This is a genomic window from Streptomyces sp. TG1A-8 (genome assembly GCF_030499535.1).
GTDB lineage: Bacteria > Actinomycetota > Actinomycetes > Streptomycetales > Streptomycetaceae > Streptomyces.
This window is the reverse complement of sequence record NZ_JASTLB010000001.1, coordinates 4,731,100-4,749,340: the sequence shown is the minus strand read 5'-3', so window position 1 is coordinate 4,749,340 and position 18,241 is coordinate 4,731,100. Positions and strand designations below refer to the sequence as shown.

The window sequence follows — 18,241 nt, the reverse complement described above, 5'->3', positions numbered from 1 at the left end:
CCGCGTTCCGCCGGGACTTCCCCGTTCGGGTGAACTCGCCCGCGGTCACAGTCGCTTCACCCCCTTGATGCGGCCGACCCGCGCGGAGCGGATGCGGGCCCTGGCCCTGAGGGCGCCCAGGCCGCCGCGCCGGGTGCCGACGCGCAGGCCGGTGCCGGAGTTGAGCCAGCCCGTGGAGAGGCCGCCGCCCTTGGCCGTGGCGGCCGTCTCGGCCAGCGGGTCGTTGTCGGCGCGGCGGGCCAGCCACATGACGCCGGGCACCGTGAAGGGCGCGAGCAGCAGGTCGTACAGGGCCGCCGAGAACAGCAGTCCGGGCAGGCCGACGTGGCGGGCGGCGGTGTCGCCGACCAGGGCGCCGACCCCGGCGTACAGCAGGGTGGAGCCGGCGGCGGCGGCGACCACGACGGCCATCGGGCCGACCGCCGACCTCAGGCGGCCGTTCTCCGGCTTGGCGAGCCCGGCGAAGTAGCCGATGACGCACAGCACGAGCGCGTAGCGGCCGGCCGCGTGGTCGGCGGGCGGGGCGAGGTCGGCGAGCAGGCCCGCGCCGAAGCCGACGAGGGCGCCGCCCACGTGGCCGTACACCAGGGCGAGGCCGAGGACGGTGAGCAGGAGCAGGTCGGGCACGGCGCCGGGCAGGTGCAGGCGGGCGAGGACGCTGACCTGGATCACCAGGGCGACGACGACCAGGACGGTGGAGAGCAGGATCCGGTTGACACGCATGGGGAAAGTCAGCTCCTACTGCTGCTCTTGCCGGCCGTCGGCGGCCGCGCCCGCCGAGGGGGTGACCGTGACGGTCACCGTCGGCGTCGGGGTCGGCTTGGGCTTGGCCGGCAGGACCTCGTCACGCGGGTCCTTCTTCGGGGCCCGGACGACGACGCCGACGACGTCGAGCTTGGTGAAACCGACGTACGGCGTGACGTAGAGCGTGCGGGTGAGGCCGCCGCCGGAGGGGTCGACGCGGGAGACCACGCCGACCGGGACGCCGGGGACGAACGGCCTGTCGGACTGGGAGCCGAAGGTGACGAGGCGGTCGCCCTTCTTCACCTCGGCCTTGCCGTTGAGGAGTTCGACGCGCAGCGGGCGGTCGCCCTGTCCGGAGGCGAAGCCGAGTTCGTCGCCGCCCTCCATGCGGGTGCCGACGGTGAAGTCGGGGTCGTTGGCCAGCAGCACGGTCGACGTGTGGGGGCCGACGGTGGTGACGCGGCCGACGAGGCCGTCGCCGTTGAGGACGGTCATGTCCCGTGTGATGCCGTCCTCGGCGCCGACGTCGATGGTGATGGTCCAGGAGAAGCCCTGGGCCGACCCCATGGCGATGACCTGGGCGCCCTTGATGCCGTACTGGCCCTCGCCGGCGATCTTCAGCATCCTGTCGAGCTGCCGCAGCCGGCTGCGGTTGCGGTCGTCGCTGCCGAGCTCGGCCCTGAGGGCCGCGTTCTCCAGCTCCAGTGCGGCGAGCCGGTCGTGGCGGCTGCCGGAGTCGCGGATGGCGGAGACGGCGTTGCCGACCGGGTCGACCGCCGAGGACAGTCCGTCCTCGATCGGGCCGAACGCCGTGGCCGCGGCCTGCCGGGCGCCGTCCACCGGGGAGTTCCGGCCTCCGCGGATGTCCACCGTGATCAGCGCGAACGCGATGGCGATCAGCAGGACCAGGAGCAGCCGGCTCTCTTTCGTGTCCCTCACGTGCGGCGGCCGTGCCCTTCCTCAGTAGGAATGCGGGGGCCCCGATACGCGCGGGCGGCGGGAACGCCGGCCCGAGGGGCCCATGGGTGGAGCTGATGCCTCTGTATCAACGATCCGCCGTACGAGGGGAGATCGTCTCGTACGGCGGGACCGGCACGTCGCGTCATCTGCGCGGCTGGGCGTCCAGGACCTGCTGGAGCGCCTCGAACTCCTCGACGCACTTGCCCGAGCCGAGCGCGACGCTGTCCAGCGGGTCCTCGGCGATGTGGATCGGCATGCCGGTCTCCCGCCGCAGCCGCTCGTCCAGGCCGCGCAGCAGGGCTCCGCCGCCGGTCAGGACGATGCCCCGGTCCATGATGTCGCCGGACAGCTCCGGCGGGCACTTGTCGAGGGTCGTCTTGACCGCGTCGACGATCGCGTTGACCGGCTCCTCGATCGCCTTGCGGACCTCGGCGGCCGAGACGACGACGGTCTTCGGCAGTCCGGAGACCAGGTCCCGGCCGCGGATTTCGGTGTGCTCGTCGGTGTCCAGGTCGTACGCCGAACCGATCGTGATCTTGATCTGTTCCGCCGTCCGCTCACCCAGCAGGAGGCTGTACTCCTTCTTGATGTGCTGGATGATCGCGTTGTCCAGTTCGTCGCCCGCGACGCGGATGGACTGGGCGGTCACGATGCCGCCGAGCGAGATGACCGCGACCTCCGTGGTGCCGCCGCCGATGTCCACCACCATGTTGCCCGTGGCCTCGTGGACCGGCAGGCCGGAGCCGATGGCCGCGGCCATGGGCTCCTCGATGATGTGCACCTGGCGGGCGCCCGCCTGCGAGGACGCCTCGATGACGGCGCGGCGCTCGACGCCCGTGATGCCCGAGGGCACGCAGACGACGACCCGCGGCCGGGCGAGGTACCGCCGCTTGTGGATCTTCAGGATGAAGTAGCGGAGCATCCGCTCGGTGATCTCGAAGTCGGCGATCACGCCGTCCTTCAGCGGACGGACGGCCACGATGTTGCCCGGCGTCCGGCCGATCATCTTCTTCGCTTCGGCACCGACCGCGAGGATGCCACCGGTGTTGGTGTTGATCGCGACCACGGACGGCTCGTTGAGTACGATCCCGCGGCCCCTGACGTACACCAGCGTGTTGGCGGTCCCGAGGTCGACAGCCATGTCACGGCCGATGAACGACATTGAGTTCCCCATCAGGATTCGTCTGGCCTCCCTGCGGGCCTTTGAGGGCTCCTCAGGTCGGCGAGGTGGGTGCTGTGACGTGAAGGGTTCCATCGTAGACGCGCCTGCACGAACACTGCGGGAGGGTCTCCGCCATTGTCTGCAGATGCCGTGTCGCCACGCTTGTGGAGACGGGCGTTCGGGGGCGCCCGTTCCCTCGAACGCCCCTGCTCGTGCGGGACGTACGGGGAGCTCCCCGCCCGGACCCCGCGCCGCGCCGCGGGCGTTACGCGCGGCCCGGGAAGAAAATCTTCACCTCGCGTTCGGCGGATCCCTCCGAGTCCGACGCGTGGATGAGGTTCTCCCGCACGATCACGCCGTAGTCGCCGCGGATGGAACCGGGCGCGGCGGCGACCGGGTCGGTCGGGCCGGCCAGCTGCCGGACGCCCTCGACGACCCGCTCGCCCTCGACGACCAGGGCGACGACCGGGCCGGAGGACATGAACTCCACCAGCGGCTCGTAGAAGGGCTTGCCCACGTGCTCGGCGTAGTGCTGCTCCAGCGTGCCGCGGTCCAGGGTGCGCAGCTCCAGCGCGGTGATCCGCCAGCCGGCCTTGCGTTCGATGCGGCTGATGATCTCGCCGGTCAGGCCACGACGGACGGCGTCGGGCTTGAGGAGGACGAGGGTGCGCTGGGTCACGGGGGAACTCCTTACGGCTGGCGTGTGCGGTGGGACGAGGTTACAGGGCGTGTCGGGGCGCCTGTCACACAGCGTCAGGTGTGGAGGGGGCGGACTCCGCCTGCGCGGCGAAGCGGGCCCTGGCCTCGTCCACCTTCCTCCCGAAGTGCACCGAGGCCCACCACAGCGCGGCGAACACCACGCCCATGAAGTACATGATCGGCACGAAGACGCCGGAGGCGATCAGGGCGACCTGCAGGACCCAGCCGAGCACGACCCCGCCCGGCCGGGTCACCATGCCGCACAGCAGCAGGCACAGGGCCATGGCGACACCGCTGACCAGCCACACGGTGGACGTGGACAGGTCCGGGTCCTTCATGGCCACCAGACCGGCGAACCCGATGATGAAGAACTCGCCGATCAGGGTGGACGAACAGAGCGTGCGCATGACGGGACCTCAGCCCTTTCCCAGGAGCAGGCGGGCCTCGCCCACCGTGATGACCGAGCCGGTGACCAGCACGCCGCCGCCCGCGAACTCGCCCTCTTCCTCGGCCAGCGTGATCGCCGCCTCCAGGGCCTCGGGCAGCCGCGGCTCGACCTGGACGCGGTCCTCGCCGAACACCTCGACGGCGACCGCCGCCAGTGCGTCCGCGTCCATGGCGCGGTGACTGGTGTTCTGCGTGACGACGACCTCGGCGAAGATCGGCTCGAAGGCCTCCAGCAGCCCCCGTACGTCCTTGTCGGCGCTCGCCCCGACCACGCCGATCAGCCGGCTGAAGTCGAACGCCTCCCGCACGGCCTCGGCGGTGGCCTCGGCGCCCGCCGGGTTGTGCGCCGCGTCCAGCACGACGGTGGGGGAGCGCCGCACGACCTCCAGCCGCCCCGGCGAGGTCACCGCCGCGAAGGCCCTGCGCACGGTGTCCAGGGCCAGCGGCTGCGTGTGCTGCGCGCCCACGCCGAAGAACGCCTCGACCGCGGCGAGCGCCACGGCCGCGTTGTGCGCCTGGTGGGCGCCGTGCAGCGGCAGGTACACCTCCGCGTACTCGCCGCCGAGTCCGCGCAGGGTGAGCAGCTGCCCGCCGACCGCGACCTGCCGGGCGACGACCCCGAACTCCAGGCCCTCCCGGGCCACGGTGGCGTTCTCCTCGACGGCCTTCCTCAGCAGCACCTGCGCCGCGTCCACCGGCTGCTGGGCCAGGACCACAGTCGCGCCCCGCTTGATGATGCCGCTCTTCTCGCCGGCGATGGCCGCCGGCGTCCCGCCGAGGCGGTCGGTGTGGTCCAGGCCGATGGGGGTGACGACGGCGACGTCGCCGTCGATCACGTTGGTCGCGTCCCAGGAGCCGCCCATGCCCACCTCCACGACGGCCACGTCCACCGGCGCGTCCGCGAAGGCCGCGTACGCCATGCCGGTGAGCACCTCGAAGAAGGACAGCCGGTACTCCTGCGAGCCGTCCACCATCTCCACGTACGGCTTGACGTCCCGGTAGGTCTCGATGAACCGCTCGGGAGTGATCGGCGCGCCGTCCAGGCTGATCCGTTCGGTGACCGACTGCACGTGCGGGCTGGTGTAGCGGCCGGTGCGCAGGTCGAAGGCGCCGAGCAGGGCCTCGATCATGCGGGCGGTGGAGGTCTTGCCGTTGGTCCCGGTGATGTGGATGGAGGGGTACGAGCGCTGCGGCTCGCCCAGCACGTCCATCAGCGCGGCGATCCGGGCGACGGAGGGCTCCAGCTTGGTCTCGCCCCAGCGGGTGGCCAGCTCGGCCTCGACCTCGCGCAGGGCCCGGTCGACCTCGGGGTCCTCCGGACGCGCGGGCACGTCGGCCTGCGGCGGGCCGCCCTGGGTGCGCAGGGTGCGGCTGCCGGCCTCGATCACCGCGAGGTCGGGGTCGCGGTCGGTCTCCTCGGCGACGAGTTCGTCGAAGGGGTCGAGGGGCTCGGGCCGGTCGCTGTCGTCGTACGGGGGGAGGTCGCTCACGGGCTCCAGTCTACGGAGCCGCGGTGACGAGGCGTGCCCAGGCCCGGGGGCCGGTGCGGAGTGCCCGGACCCGTCGGCCGGGCGGCTGCGCCCGCCCGGTCGGCACCGCGCGCCGCGCGGTCCCCGGCGTCCCCGGGGCGCGCGGGTCCTCCGGTGCCCGGCCGGCTCCGGGGACCCGCGCGGCGTACGGCGGCTACGCCTGCGGCAGACGCGCCAGCTGGGCCTGGATCCGCTCGATGTCCTCCTCCGCCTTGGACAGGCGCGCGCGGATCTTCCCGACCACGTTCTCCGGCGCCTTCCCCAGGAAGGCCTCGTTGCCCAGCTTGGCCGTGGCCTGGGCCTTCTCCTTCTCGGCGGCGGCCAGGTCCTTCGCCAGGCGCTTGCGCTCGGCCGCCACGTCGATCGTGCCGGACAGGTCGAGCGCGACCTCGGCACCGGCGACCGGGAGGGTGGCGGTGGCCGTGAAGGACCCGCCCTCCGGCTGCAGGCGCAGCAGCTGGCGGATGGCGGCCTCGTGCGGGGCCAGCGCCGTGCCGTCCAGGGTGAGGCGGGCCGGGACCCGCTGGCCCGGCTGCAGACCCTGGTCGGCGCGGAAGCGGCGGACCTCGGTGATGACGGACTGGAGGGCGGCGATCTCCCGCTCGGCCGCCGGGTCCCGGAAGCCGCTGTCCTCGGGCCACGCGGCGACGACGACCGACTCGCCGCCCGTGAGCGTGGTCCACAGGGTCTCCGTGACGAACGGGACGACCGGGTGCAGCAGCTTCAGGGTGACGTCGAGGACCTCGCCCAGGACGCGCTTGGCGGCCTCGGCCGCCGCACCGCCGGCCTGGAACGTCGTCTTGGACAGCTCGACGTACCAGTCGAAGACCTCGTCCCAGGCGAAGTGGAACAGCGTGTCCGACAGTTTGGCGAACTGGAAGTCGTCGTAGTACGCGTCGACCTCGGCGACGACGGAGTTGAGGCGGGAGAGGATCCACCGGTCGGCCGCCGACATCGCCGACGGCTCGGGCAGCGGGCCGTCCACCGTCGCGCCGTTCATCAGCGCGAAGCGGGTCGCGTTCCAGATCTTGTTGGCGAAGTTGCGCGAGCCCTGGACCCAGTCCTCGCCGATCGGCACGTCCACGCCCGGGTTGGCGCCGCGGGCGAGCGTGAACCGGAGGGCGTCCGAGCCGTACTTGTCCATCCAGTCCAGCGGGTTGACCGCGTTGCCGAAGGACTTGGACATCTTCTTGCCGAACTGGTCGCGGACCATGCCGTGCAGGGCGATGGTGTGGAACGGCGGGGTGCCGTCCATCGCGTACAGGCCGAACATCATCATCCGGGCGACCCAGAAGAAGAGGATGTCGTAGCCGGTGACCAGGACGGAGTTGGGGTAGAACTTCGCGAGCGACTCGGTCCGCCCGGGCCAGCCGAGGGTGGAGAAGGGCCACAGGCCGGAGGAGAACCAGGTGTCGAGGACGTCGGTGTCCTGGTGCCAGCCCTCGCCGGCGGGCGGCTCCTCGCCGGGTCCGACGCAGACCACCTCGCCGTCCGGGCCGTACCAGACCGGGATGCGGTGGCCCCACCACAACTGCCGCGAGATGCACCAGTCGTGGAGGTTGTCGACCCAGTCGAAGTAGCGCTTCTCCATCTCCTGCGGATGGATCCCGACCTTGCCCTCGCGGACCGCGTCACCGGCGGCCTTCGCGAGCGGGCCGACCTTGACCCACCACTGCATGGACAGGCGCGGCTCGACGGTGGTCTTGCAGCGCGAGCAGTGGCCGACGCTGTGGACGTAGGGCCGCTTCTCGGCGACGATCCGGCCCTCGGCGCGCAGCGCGGCGACGATGGCGGAGCGGGCCTCCAGCCGGTCCAGGCCCTGGAAGGGGCCGTGGGCCGTGATGACCGCGTGCTCGTCCATGATCGTCAGGGACGGCAGGTCGTGGCGCCGGCCGATCTCGAAGTCGTTCGGGTCGTGGGCCGGGGTCACCTTGACGGCACCCGTGCCGAACTCGGGGTCGACGTGCGTGTCGGCGACGACCGGGATGGAGCGGTCGGTCAGCGGGAGCTTGACGAGCCTGCCGATCAGGTGCCGGTAGCGCTCGTCGTCGGGATGGACGGCGACGGCGGTGTCGCCGAGCATGGTCTCGGCGCGGGTGGTGGCGACGACGATGGTGTCGTCCCCGTCGCCGTACGTCATGGAGACCAGTTCGCCGTCGTCGTCCTGGTACTCGACCTCGATGTCCGAGATGGCCGTCAGGCAGCGGGGGCACCAGTTGATGATGCGCTCGGCGCGGTAGATCAGCTCGTCGTCGTACAGGCGCTTGAAGATGGTCTGGACGGCCTGCGAGAGCCCCTCGTCCATGGTGAAGCGCTCACGGGACCAGGCGACGCCGTCGCCCAGGCGCCGCATCTGGCCCGAGATCTGCCCGCCGGACTCGGCCTTCCACTGCCACACCCGCTCGACGAAGGCCTCGCGGCCCAGGTCGTGGCGGGACTTGCCCTCCTTGGCCAGCTCCCGCTCGACGACGTTCTGGGTGGCGATGCCGGCGTGGTCCATGCCCGGCTGCCACAGCGTCTCGTAGCCCTGCATGCGCTTGCGGCGGGTCAGGGCGTCGATGAGGGTGTGCTCGAAGGCGTGCCCCAGGTGGAGGCTGCCGGTGACGTTCGGCGGCGGGATGACGACCGTGTACGGCGGCTTGTCGCTCCCGGCGTCCGCCTCGAAGTACCCCCGCTCCACCCAGCGCTCGTACAGCGGCCCCTCTACGTCGGCCGGCGCGTACTGGGTCGGCAGTTCGGTGGCGGGCGCGGGTGGCTGCTGCTGAGCGTTCTCGGTCACGGGGATCAGTTTAGAGGTGTCGCGGTGCCGTCCCGAAACGCGTTTGTTCTGTAACGGTGCGGCTCCCCGCCTCCCCGTGCCCGCCGCCGCTGGGCCAGGATGTCGGGAACGCATGAGCATCTGGAGGGGAACGCAGGAATGAGCAGCAACCAGCCGGGTCCGTACGGCGGGCCGCCCCAGCAGCCGGGTCCGTACGGCCGGCCGGGGCAGTCCGGGCCCTACGGCCAGCAGCCGCAGGCACCCCAGCCCGGGTACGGCTACCCCCAGCAGGCCCCTGCGGCACCCCAGCCCGGGTACGGCCACCCGCAGCAGACCCCTGCGGCCCCCCAGCCCGGGTACGGCCACCCGCAGCAGACCCCTGCGGCCCCCCAGCCCGGGTACGGCCACCCGCAGCCGCCCCAGCCCGGGTACGGCTACCCGCAGCAGGGCGTGCCCCCGCAGCAGCCGCCGTACGGACAGCAGCCCTACGGGGCGCCGCAGCCCCCGCCGCCGGCCGGCGGCGGGAAGCGGACGGGCCTGGTCATCGGCGCGGTGGCCGTGGTGGCCGCGGTCGCCGTCGGCGCGTACTTCGTGATCGGCGGCGGGGGCGGGGGCGGAGGCGGCGGGGACGTGGCGGACGACGGCCCACACAGGCTGACGACGCCGGCGACGCTCCTCGGCGACTACGAGAAGAGCGACTCCGGTACCGGCGGGATGAGCGACTCCGACCTCAAGGACGCCGAGGCGTGGGGGGTCCACGACCCGAAGGACGTCAGCGCCGGTTACACGTCCGGGGCGGGCGTCACCTCGAAGAACCTGCTGCTCTCCGGCGTGTACGGCAGCGTCGACGACCCCGAGGAGGTCGTCGACGCCATGTTCGCGGCGGCCAGGAAGGACTCCGACTCCTCCGAGGGCCGGTTCGTCGGCAGCCCCCGGACGTACACGCCCGCGGGCTTCGACAACGGCGTGATGAAGTGCCAGGAGAGCCAGGCCAAGGAGGGGGGCCAGACGCTGACCATCCCCTTCTGCATCTGGGGCGACCACAGCACCCTCGCCTACGTGATGTCGTACGACATGGCGTCGCTGGCCGGCGGCAAGGGCATGTCGCTCGCGGACGCCGCCGGGCTGACCGCCAAGGTCCGCAACGAGGTCCGGGTCAAGGCCTGACCCGCAGGACGCGTGCGAGGGGGCCCCGGTCCGCCGACCGGGGCCCCCTCGCACGCGTCCTGCGGCGGCTACGCCGTCTTCTGCTCGCCCGGCCCGCGCCCGCGCGCGTCCCGCGGGATGAGGGTCGGGTTGACGTTGGAGTGCACCACGTCCGCGGTGATGACCACGCGGGCCACGTCCTTGCGGGAGGGGACCTCGTACATCACCGACATGAGGACCTCCTCCATGATGGCGCGCAGGCCGCGCGCGCCGGTCTGGCGGAGGATGGCCTGGTCGGCGATGGCCTCCAGCGCTCCGCGCTCGAAGTCCAGTTCCACACCGTCGAGTTCGAAGAGGCGCTGGTACTGCTTGACCAGGGCGTTGCGGGGCTCCACCAGGATCTGGAGGAGGGCTTCGCGGTCGAGGTTGTGGACGGACGTGATCACGGGGAGGCGGCCGATGAACTCCGGGATCATGCCGAACTTGACCAGGTCCTCCGGCATGACGTCCTCGAAGACGTCCTTGGACTCCAGCTCGCGCTTGGAGCGGATGGTGGCGCCGAAGCCGATGCCCTTGGCGCCGGCCCGCGACTCGATGATCTTCTCCAGACCGGCGAAGGCACCGCCCACGATGAACAGGACGTTCGTCGTGTCGATCTGGATGAACTCCTGGTGGGGGTGTTTGCGGCCGCCCTGGGGCGGGACGGAGGCCGTGGTGCCCTCTAGGATCTTCAGCAGCGCCTGCTGGACGCCCTCGCCGGAGACGTCGCGGGTGATCGACGGGTTCTCGCTCTTGCGGGCCACCTTGTCGATCTCGTCGATGTAGATGATCCCGGTCTCGGCCTTCTTGACGTCGTAGTCGGCGGCCTGGATGAGCTTGAGGAGGATGTTCTCGACGTCCTCGCCGACGTAGCCCGCCTCGGTGAGCGCCGTCGCGTCGGCGATGGCGAACGGGACGTTCAGCATGCGGGCCAGCGTCTGGGCCAGGAGCGTCTTGCCCGAGCCCGTCGGCCCGAGGAGCAGGATGTTGGACTTCGCCAGCTCGATGGCGTCGTCACGGCCCTGGGCGCCACCGTTCTCGCCCGCCTGGACCCGCTTGTAGTGGTTGTACACCGCGACGGAGAGCGCCTTCTTGGCCGGCTCCTGGCCGACCACGTAGCCCTCCAGGAACTCGTAGATCTCGCGGGGCTTCGGGAGCTCCTCCCAGCGCACCTCGCTGGTCTCCGCGAGCTCCTCCTCGATGATCTCGTTGCAGAGGTCGATGCACTCGTCGCAGATGTACACACCGGGCCCTGCGATGAGCTTCTTGACCTGCTTCTGGCTCTTGCCGCAGAACGAGCACTTGAGCAGATCGCCGCCGTCACCGATGCGTGCCACGGTGTGCTTCCCCTTCGCCTGGGAGACGCCTGGACGCTTGCGAGTCCAGCGGCTCCTGGTGCTGCCTTATGTCCGACGGTACCTTGCCGGGCCGGGTGTTCGGGCCCCCCTTGGCACGGTTCACTTCCACGTGGACCCTGCCGTGGGGGCCTGAGCGTACGCCGTCCGGGGTCAGCGGACCGCTTCGTTGTTCATCTTGCGGGTGGAGATGATCTGGTCGACGATGCCGTACCGGAGGGCGTCCTCGGCCGTGAGGATCTTGTCGCGCTCGATGTCCTCGCGGATCTTCTCGATCGGCTGGTTGGAGTGCTTGGCCAGCATGTCCTCCAGCTGCTCGCGCATCCGGGTGAACTCGTTGGCGATGATCTCCAGGTCGGAGAGCTGGCCGCGGCCGGTGGAGCCGGCCGGCTGGTGGATCAGCACGCGGGAGTTCGGCAGCGCCATGCGCTTGCCCGGCGTACCGGCGGCGAGCAGGATGGCCGCGGCGGAGGCCGCCTGGCCCATGCACACCGTCTGGATGTCGGGCTTGACGAACTGCATCGTGTCGTAGATCGCCGTCAGGGCGGTCATGTCGCCACCGGGGCTGTTGATGTAGATCGAGATGTCCCGGTCCGGGTCCATCGACTCCAGGCACAGCAGCTGCGCCATGACGTCGTTGGCGGAGGCGTCGTCGATCTGGACGCCCAGGAAGATCACGCGCTCCTCGAAGAGCTTCGCGTACGGGTCGTACTCGCGGATGCCCTGGGAGGTGCGCTCGACGAAGCGCGGGATGACGTAGCGGCTCTCGGGCCGGGGCCCTTCGTACCTGCCGCTGGCGGCGCCGGGGAAGTTGCTCATGGGGTGTTCACCGTCCTGGTGGCGTTCTGGAAGCTGGGGTCGTGGCGGTGCGTGGCGCGGCCGGGCCGGTCAGGCACCGGTGCCGCCGCCTCCCGGAACACCCGAGGCGTGCGCGATGATCTCGTCGATGAGACCGTACTCCTTGGCCTCTTCCGGGGTGAACCAGCGGTCGCGGTCGCCGTCGCGGATGATGGTCTCCACGGTCTGGCCGGAGTGCAGCGCGGTCAGCTCGGCCATGCGCTTCTTGGTGCGCAGCAGGTACTCGGCCTGGATCTTGATGTCCGAGACCGTGCCGCCGAGACCGGCGGAGCCCTGGTGCATCATGATGTCCGCGTGGGGCAGCGCGAACCGCTTGCCGGCGGCACCGCCGGTCAGCAGGAACTGGCCCATCGAGGCGGCCATGCCCATCGCGATCGTGACCACGTCGTTCGGGATGTACTGCATGGTGTCGTAGATCGCCATGCCGGCCGTCACCGAGCCGCCGGGGCTGTTGATGTAGAGGTAGACGTCCTTGTCCGGGTCGGCGGCGAGGAGCAGAAGCTGTGCGGTGATCTTGTTGGCGATGTCGTCGTCGACCTGCTGGCCGAGGAAGATGATCCGCTCGTTGAGCAGCCGGTTGTAGACCTGGTCGCCGAGGCCACCACCGATGGAAGGCTCGCCGGCGGCGGAGGGCATCAGATTCGTCACGTATCCACCTGCTCGTCTTACGACGGCGCCGGGCCGTCTCACGTGTTCCCTGCGGGGTCCTGCCGGGGGGTTCAGAGGACTCCCCTGCCCCCGTACTCATGGACCCTAACGCCCAGGCCCCTCCGGGGAATCCCGGAGATGGGGGTGTTCGCCGGGGGCGTAGCGGCGGGCCGGGCCGCGGGGCGCCCGGGCCGCCCCTTCCGGGACGCGAGACGGCAGGGCCCCCAGGAGACACTCCCGGGGGCCCGTCCTACGCCGTCAGAGGTGCCGCGGGGCCGCTCAGGCCTCGCCCTGCTCCTCGCCGGACTCCGACGCCTCGGCGGCCGGGGTCCCGGCGTCCTCGGCCTCCTCCTCGTCGTCCAGGTCGACGATCTCGCCGTTGGTGTCCTTCACCGTGGCGGCCTCGACCACGACGGCCAGGGCCTTGCCGCGGGCGACCTCGCCGACCAGCAGCGGCACCTGGCCGCCCTCGACGACGGCCTGGGCGAACTGGTCGGGGGACATGCCGGAGGAGGCCGCGCGCCGCATGAGGTGCTCGGTCAGCTCCTCCTGGTTGACGTTGAGGTTCTCCTTCTTGACCAGCTCGTCGAGGACGAACTGGGTCTTGATGCCCTTGACCGCCGCCTCGCGGGTCTCGGTGTCGAACTCCTCGGGGGTCTTGCCCTGGATCTCCAGGTACTTGTCGAGGGTGAGACCCATCTGGCCGAGCTGGTGGTGCTCCAGGTTGTGCTTGCGGGTGTTGATCTCGTCCTCGAGCAGCTTCTCCGGGACGGGGACCTCGACCAGCTCCAGGAGCTTCTCCAGGACGCGCTCCTGCGCCTGGGTGGCCTGGTCGTACTGCTTCATGTCGGCCAGGCGCTTGCGGCTGTCGGCCCGCAGCTCGTCCAGGGTGTCGAACTCGGAGGCGAGCTGTGCGAAGTCGTCGTCGAGCTCGGGCAGCTCACGGGCGGCGACCTGGGTGACCTTGACGGTGACCTCGGCCTCCTTGCCCGCGGCGGAGCCGCCCTTCAGCTCGGAGGCGAAGGTGGCCTCCTCACCGGCGGACAGGCCCTTCACGGCGTCGTCGATGCCGTCCAGCAGCTCGCCGGAGCCGATGGTGTAGGAGACGCCGTTGGCGATGCCGTCCTCCAGGACCTCGCCGTCGACCTTGGCCTGCAGGTCGATGGTGACGACGTCGCCGTCCTCGGCGGCCCGCTCGACGGGGGTGGTGGAGGCGAAGCGCTCGCGCAGCTGCTCGACCGACTTCTCGACGTCCTCGTCGGTGACCTCGACCGCGTCGACCTCGACCTCGATGCCGGAGTAGTCCGGGACCTCCAGGGCCGGGCGGACGTCGACCTCGGCGGTGAAGTTCAGCGTCTCGCCGTCCTTCAGCTCGGTGATGTCGACCTCGGGCTGGCCCAGCGGGCTCAGCTCGGCCTCGTTGACCGCGTCGGTGTAGAACTTCGGGAGCGCGTCGTTGACGGCCTCCTCCAGCACCGCGCCGCGCCCGAACCGCTGGTCGATGACCCGGGCCGGGATCTTGCCCTTGCGGAAGCCCTTCACCGTGACCTGCTGGTTGATCTTCTTGTACGCCGCGTCGAGGCTGTCCTTGAGCTCCTCGAAGGGCACCTCGACAGTGAGCCGAACCCGGGTCGGGTTCAGGGTCTCCACGGCGCTCTTCACGGTTCGGTCTCCTTGTGGCTGACTGCTTGGTTTCTGCCGGAGCCAGACAGGTCCGGCGGACTTCGCCGCCCGGAGGAGTTCACTGGCCTGGGGGCCGGGACACACGGGCGGGCAGCTTGCATAGTAACCGCAGCCGGTCAGCGCCCCAAAAGGCGATCATCACGGTGAGCCGTTGGTCGGGGTGGCGGGATTTGAACCCACGGCCTTCCGCTCCCAAAGCGGACGCGCTACCAAGCTGCGCCACACCCCGTCTGGTGCGACACGTAGGGTACATGCCCGGACCGGATCGGGCGGCCGTATTGTCCGCGGCGGCGCGCGTACCCTCCTCGCGGGGGAACACGTTGGCCTCCGCGGCGGCCGACCCGCTACGATGCTCTGCAGTGCCGGGGTCACCGACCTGCGGCGCGACCTTGCGGGCGTAGCTCAATGGTAGAGCCCTAGTCTTCCAAACTAGCTACGCGGGTTCGATTCCCGTCGCCCGCTCTGCACGGTCCGGGGGCCCGGTTCCGCTTCGGCGGGGCCGGGCCCCCGGCGTTCCGGGGCGAGCGGTCAGAAGTTGATCGAGTTGATGGTGTGCGCCAGCGAGTCGAGGAAGCGGTTGATCGACGGCGCCATGCCGGTGGAGGCCAGGAAGAAGCCGAAGAGGATGGCGACCACGGCCGGCCCGGCCTTGATGCTCCCCCCGCGCATCATCACCACCATGATGATCGCCAACAGCAGCACCACAGACAGTGAAATGGCCACAACTGATCACACCCTCGGTCGGTCCGCTCTCCGGGCCCCGGGGCACGGCCCCGCGCACCCCCGCCAGAACCATCGTGCCACCAACACGGCCCCTGTATGCGGCCCGTGACCCGGCATCGGGCACGGGCACGGCGCCTACCGCGCGCCCCGGGGTAATTCGGGGCACCGGCCACGGGTGCCTCCACGGGTAATTGCGGACCTTCGTTTCGGCCTCCGCGCATCTCGCGCGCGGATAATTCGAATTGGGGACACCGGGATGCCGTATGCCCCAATCAGTCGGGATGAATGGGGACATCAGGGGGGAAAGGATGGTGTCCGTGTGTGCACCGTCACGCGGGACGGGGGTGGCACGTTCCGTGAATAACGGGGTAGCCGGAGGGGACAACCGCGAATAATCCTGGGGGGTTTTACGGAATCCCGCAGTCGACGCTAGGGTGCCTGAGATGTTTGACGCCGCCTCGTCCCCCGGCCAGAACCGCAGGCCGCTCCCCCCGGCGCAGCCGCCGGCCGACGGAGTGCCAGCCCCGCGTACCCCGATGAACGCGCGGAAGGGCCGGGCGCCGGCGGACAGACCGGGCAGACAGCGCGACGCCTTCTTCGACAACGCCAAGTACCTGGCGATCGTGCTGGTCGCGATGGGGCACGCGTGGGAGCCGCTGAAGGGCGGCAGCCGGACCCTGGAAGCCGTGTACACGGTCGTGTACAGCTTCCACATGCCGGCGTTCATCATCATCTCCGGCTTCTTCTCCCGCAGTTTCGACATGCGCCCGGACCGGCTGAAGCGGCTGATCACCGGTGTCGCCGTGCCGTACGTCGTCTTCGAGACCGCCTACCCGCTCTTCAAGCGCTTCGTCGACCACGCCCCCGACCAGGAGATCAGCCTCCTCGACCCCTGGTACCTGACCTGGTTCCTGGTGGCCCTGTTCGTCTGGCGGCTGACCACGCCGGTGTGGAAGCTGGTGCGCTGGCCGCTGCCGCTGGCCGTCGGCATCGCGATGCTCGCGACCCTCAGCCCCAGCATCGGCGACGACCTCGACCTGCAGCGCGTCCTGCAGTTCCTCCCCTACTTCGTGCTGGGCCTGTGCATGAAGCCCGAGCACTTCGGGCTGGTGCGCCGCCGCTGGGTGCGGATCGCCTCGGTGCCGGTGTTCGCGGCGGCCCTGGCGGTCGGCTGGTGGGCGGTGCCCCGGATGAACACCGCGTGGTTCTTCCACCGCGACTCCGCGCAGGAGCTGGGCGCCCCGTGGTGGTCGGGCCCGGTGATGGTGCTCGCGATGTTCGGCTGCTCCCTGCTGCTGACCGCGTGCTTCTTCGCCTGGGTGCCGCGTCGGCGGATGTGGTTCACGGCGCTCGGCGCGGGCACCCTGTACGGCTACCTGCTGCACGGCTTCGTGGTGAAGTTCGCCGACTACCGCGGCTGGTTCGACCACCCCTGGCTGCACCGCCCGCTCGGCGAGGTCCTGGTGACCGCCCTGGCCGGCGCCGTCGTCACGCTGCTGTGCACCCGTCCGGTGCGGCGGGTGTTCCGCTTCGCGATGGAGCCGAGGATGGAGTGGGCGTTCAAGCAGGACGCGGCCGAACTGGCCCGCGAACGCCAGCGCAAGGACCGCGAGCGCGAGAAGGTCAACGCCTAGTCCGTGCTCCGCCCGGCTCCGTCCCGGCCGGTTCCAGACCGAGGAGTGCGCGCATCCGCGCGTACTTCTCGGTCAGTCGTTTCCGGGTCGCCCCGTCGAGGACGGCCAGCCGGGCCGGGTCGGCGTTGTGCGCCAGGTCGGCCTCCTTCACCAGCAGCGCGCCCGGGGTGGCGAGGATCCGGCGCGCGTACGCCTCCGGTTCCTCCCCCGGCCGCTTGGTGAGGGCGCGCACGACCGCCTTGGTGCGCCCGGTGAGGGCGGCCGACGCCAGCCACTGCTCGCTCAGTGCGCCGTCCTCGACGGAATCGTGCAGCCAGGCCGCCGCGATCTGCTCGGCGTCCCCGCCGCGGGCGCGCACGCCCTCGGCGACGGCCGCGAGGTGGTCGGCGTAGGGCCGTCCCGCCTTGTCGGCCTGGCCCGCGTGGGCGGCGCGGGCGACGGCCTCGACCTCGGACGGCGTCAGCGGGGGGCACGGGTTCCCGGTCACCCCTCCAGTGTCCCGCGGCGCGCCTCAGCGGACCGCCGGCGGGGCCTCGCGGCAGATCAGCAGCAGGGCGCGGTCGTCGTTGACGTCCTTGGCGACCGCCTCGATGAGGTGCCAGGCGGCGCCGTGGAAGCCGCCGGCGACATAGCGGTCGGCCTCGCCGGTGAGCCGGTCGATGCCCTCGACGATGTCCCGGTCGGCGGTCTCCACCAGGCCGTCCGTGAACAGCATCAGCACGTCACCGGGGCGCAGGGAGCCCTTGACGGGGTCGAACCGGGCACCGTCGTAGACACCCAGCAGCGGCCCCTCGGCGGCCTTCTCCTCCCAGCGGCCGGTGCCCGCGCTCAGTTGCAGCCCCGGCGGATGGCCGGCGGAGTACAGCTCGTAGTCCCCGGAGTCCAGGTCCAGCACGAGGTGGATGGAGGTGGCGAAGCCCTCCTCCCACTCCTGGCGCAGGAGGTAGCCGTTGGCCGCCGGCAGGAAGGCGTGCGGGGGCAGGGAGCCGAGCAGGCCGCCGAACGCGCCGGACAGCAGCAGGGCCCGCGAGCCCGCGTCCATGCCCTTGCCGGACACGTCGGTGAGGACGACCTCCAGGGTGCGGCCGCCGTTCGTGCGGGCCGCGACCACGAAGTCGCCCGAGAAGGACTGGCCGCCGGCCGGCCTGAGCGCCATCTCGTGGTGCCAGCCCCGCGGCAGCTTCGGCAGCTTGCTCTGCACCCGGATCCGCTCGCGCAGGTCGAACAGCATGGTGCCGCCGCGCCGCCAGGGCACGCCGACCCTGCTGCGGAACTGCGCGGTCAGCAGCCCGAAGAAGCCGCACGCGGCGACCACCAGCACCACGCCCGGGGTGACCCGCGAGGCACCCTCGGTGTACGGGCCGAGCCGCACCGACTCCACGATCAGCGCGGTGGCCGCCGCCGCGTACAGGCCGAGCAGGTTGGCCGGGCGCAGGAACAGTCCGCCCGTCACGATCGGCAGGACCAGCGAGGCCGGTGAGAACCACACCGGGTCGACGAGGGTCATGGCCGTGAGGACGGGGACGATCAGCAGGAGGCCGACGAGCGCTATCCAGTCCGAGCCGTCGCCGCGGAAGTAGTCCACGGCGCTTCTGCGCACGCCGATGCGGGCCCGGTGCCACTGGATCTTCCACCGTGCCGTGAACGTCTCGGCCTTCGCGCGCCGCTCTCGTCCTGCTGCCATCAGTTGGGGACCCTATCCATCGGACCAGCCGCTTGGCACGGGAGGTTCCACTTGTCGCCCGTGCGAGGCTCGACTTCGCCGTTCGACCTACAGTGAACGGCACGCGGGACCCGGGCACCGCCCCCGCGGCGGAATTCGCCGGCCCGCTGCGCGGCGCGCCGGTGGGCACGGC

At 71.1% G+C, this 18,241-nt stretch carries 16 protein-coding genes and 2 tRNA genes; 3 read left to right on the top strand and 15 right to left on the bottom strand.

Going from position 1 to position 18,241, the window contains the following annotated elements:
* Positions 1-45: 45 nt before the first annotated feature.
* From mreD to QQY24_RS20785, 7 genes are all read right to left on the bottom strand, one after another.
* Entirely contained in the window at positions 46-723 is a 678-nt protein-coding gene (mreD, locus tag QQY24_RS20815) for a rod shape-determining protein MreD (RefSeq protein ID WP_301974205.1), read from the bottom strand.
* A gap of 15 nt (positions 724-738) precedes the next feature.
* Positions 739-1,683, bottom strand: coding sequence for a rod shape-determining protein MreC (gene mreC, locus QQY24_RS20810; protein ID WP_301974204.1), 945 nt, complete (start codon positions 1,681-1,683; stop codon positions 739-741).
* Positions 1,684-1,846: 163 nt separating this feature from the next.
* The gene (locus QQY24_RS20805; protein ID WP_030569938.1) at positions 1,847-2,866 is read right to left on the bottom strand and encodes a rod shape-determining protein; all 1,020 of its coding nucleotides are present in this window, start codon (positions 2,864-2,866) and stop codon (positions 1,847-1,849) included.
* Between the two features lie 265 nt (positions 2,867-3,131).
* The gene (ndk, locus tag QQY24_RS20800; RefSeq protein ID WP_301974202.1) at positions 3,132-3,545 is read right to left on the bottom strand and encodes a nucleoside-diphosphate kinase; all 414 of its coding nucleotides are present in this window, start codon (positions 3,543-3,545) and stop codon (positions 3,132-3,134) included.
* A gap of 64 nt (positions 3,546-3,609) precedes the next feature.
* Entirely contained in the window at positions 3,610-3,972 is a 363-nt protein-coding gene (locus QQY24_RS20795; RefSeq protein WP_301974200.1) for a DUF4233 domain-containing protein, read from the bottom strand.
* A gap of 9 nt (positions 3,973-3,981) precedes the next feature.
* Positions 3,982-5,502 (bottom strand): folylpolyglutamate synthase/dihydrofolate synthase family protein, encoded by a 1,521-nt coding sequence (locus tag QQY24_RS20790; RefSeq protein ID WP_301974199.1) that lies wholly within the window; start codon positions 5,500-5,502, stop codon positions 3,982-3,984.
* Positions 5,503-5,695: 193 nt separating this feature from the next.
* Positions 5,696-8,320: a valine--tRNA ligase gene (locus QQY24_RS20785; RefSeq protein WP_301974198.1), complete on the bottom strand. Its 2,625-nt coding sequence runs from the start codon at positions 8,318-8,320 to the stop codon at positions 5,696-5,698.
* A gap of 138 nt (positions 8,321-8,458) precedes the next feature.
* Here QQY24_RS20785 and QQY24_RS20780 point away from each other — a divergent pair, with 138 nt between their 5' ends.
* Complete coding sequence (locus tag QQY24_RS20780) at positions 8,459-9,466, top strand: hypothetical protein (protein WP_301974197.1); 1,008 nt, start codon at positions 8,459-8,461, stop codon at positions 9,464-9,466.
* Positions 9,467-9,534: 68 nt separating this feature from the next.
* Here QQY24_RS20780 and clpX read toward each other — a convergent pair whose 3' ends face one another.
* The 5 genes from clpX to QQY24_RS20755 form a co-directional block, all read right to left on the bottom strand.
* The gene (gene clpX / locus QQY24_RS20775; RefSeq protein WP_301974196.1) at positions 9,535-10,821 is read right to left on the bottom strand and encodes an ATP-dependent Clp protease ATP-binding subunit ClpX; all 1,287 of its coding nucleotides are present in this window, start codon (positions 10,819-10,821) and stop codon (positions 9,535-9,537) included.
* A 171-nt stretch (positions 10,822-10,992) separates the two neighbouring features.
* Positions 10,993-11,658, bottom strand: a complete 666-nt coding sequence (locus QQY24_RS20770) for an ATP-dependent Clp protease proteolytic subunit (RefSeq protein ID WP_301974195.1) — start codon at positions 11,656-11,658, stop codon at positions 10,993-10,995.
* A 69-nt stretch (positions 11,659-11,727) separates the two neighbouring features.
* Positions 11,728-12,333 (bottom strand): ATP-dependent Clp protease proteolytic subunit, encoded by a 606-nt coding sequence (locus QQY24_RS20765; protein ID WP_301976306.1) that lies wholly within the window; start codon positions 12,331-12,333, stop codon positions 11,728-11,730.
* Between the two features lie 291 nt (positions 12,334-12,624).
* On the bottom strand, positions 12,625-14,007 hold the full coding sequence (gene tig / locus QQY24_RS20760; protein WP_301974194.1) for a trigger factor: 1,383 nt from the start codon (positions 14,005-14,007) through the stop codon (positions 12,625-12,627).
* Between the two features lie 173 nt (positions 14,008-14,180).
* A tRNA-Pro gene (locus tag QQY24_RS20755) sits at positions 14,181-14,257 on the bottom strand.
* A gap of 162 nt (positions 14,258-14,419) precedes the next feature.
* Here QQY24_RS20755 and QQY24_RS20750 point away from each other — a divergent pair.
* Positions 14,420-14,490 (top strand) — tRNA-Gly (locus tag QQY24_RS20750).
* 66 nt (positions 14,491-14,556) lie between these two features.
* On the opposite strand, the gene QQY24_RS20745 is transcribed toward QQY24_RS20750, so the two are convergent.
* Entirely contained in the window at positions 14,557-14,751 is a 195-nt protein-coding gene (locus QQY24_RS20745) for a hypothetical protein (RefSeq protein ID WP_301974193.1), read from the bottom strand.
* Between the two features lie 536 nt (positions 14,752-15,287).
* Here QQY24_RS20745 and QQY24_RS20740 point away from each other — a divergent pair.
* Positions 15,288-16,385 (top strand): acyltransferase family protein, encoded by a 1,098-nt coding sequence (locus tag QQY24_RS20740; protein ID WP_301974192.1) that lies wholly within the window; start codon positions 15,288-15,290, stop codon positions 16,383-16,385.
* Here the strand turns inward: QQY24_RS20740 and QQY24_RS20735 are convergent.
* On the bottom strand, positions 16,375-16,872 hold the full coding sequence (locus tag QQY24_RS20735; protein ID WP_301974191.1) for an HD domain-containing protein: 498 nt from the start codon (positions 16,870-16,872) through the stop codon (positions 16,375-16,377). The genes QQY24_RS20740 and QQY24_RS20735 overlap by 11 nt on opposite strands.
* 24 nt (positions 16,873-16,896) lie before the next feature.
* Positions 16,897-18,069 (bottom strand): PP2C family protein-serine/threonine phosphatase, encoded by a 1,173-nt coding sequence (locus tag QQY24_RS20730; RefSeq protein ID WP_301974189.1) that lies wholly within the window; start codon positions 18,067-18,069, stop codon positions 16,897-16,899.
* Positions 18,070-18,241: the final 172 nt, after the last annotated feature.

Coding starts and splice junctions, on each gene's coding strand:
- QQY24_RS20780 (WP_301974197.1), top strand. CDS start 8,459: ATGAGCAGCAACCAGCCGGGTCCGTACGGCGGGCCGCCCCAGCAGCCG.
- QQY24_RS20795 (WP_301974200.1), bottom strand. CDS start 3,972: ATGCGCACGCTCTGTTCGTCCACCCTGATCGGCGAGTTCTTCATCATC.
- QQY24_RS20805 (WP_030569938.1), bottom strand. CDS start 2,866: ATGTCGTTCATCGGCCGTGACATGGCTGTCGACCTCGGGACCGCCAAC.
- mreD (WP_301974205.1), bottom strand. CDS start 723: ATGCGTGTCAACCGGATCCTGCTCTCCACCGTCCTGGTCGTCGTCGCC.
- QQY24_RS20740 (WP_301974192.1), top strand. CDS start 15,288: ATGAACGCGCGGAAGGGCCGGGCGCCGGCGGACAGACCGGGCAGACAG.
- QQY24_RS20730 (WP_301974189.1), bottom strand. CDS start 18,069: ATGGCAGCAGGACGAGAGCGGCGCGCGAAGGCCGAGACGTTCACGGCA.
- QQY24_RS20770 (WP_301974195.1), bottom strand. CDS start 11,658: ATGAGCAACTTCCCCGGCGCCGCCAGCGGCAGGTACGAAGGGCCCCGG.
- QQY24_RS20765 (WP_301976306.1), bottom strand. CDS start 12,333: ATGCCCTCCGCCGCCGGCGAGCCTTCCATCGGTGGTGGCCTCGGCGAC.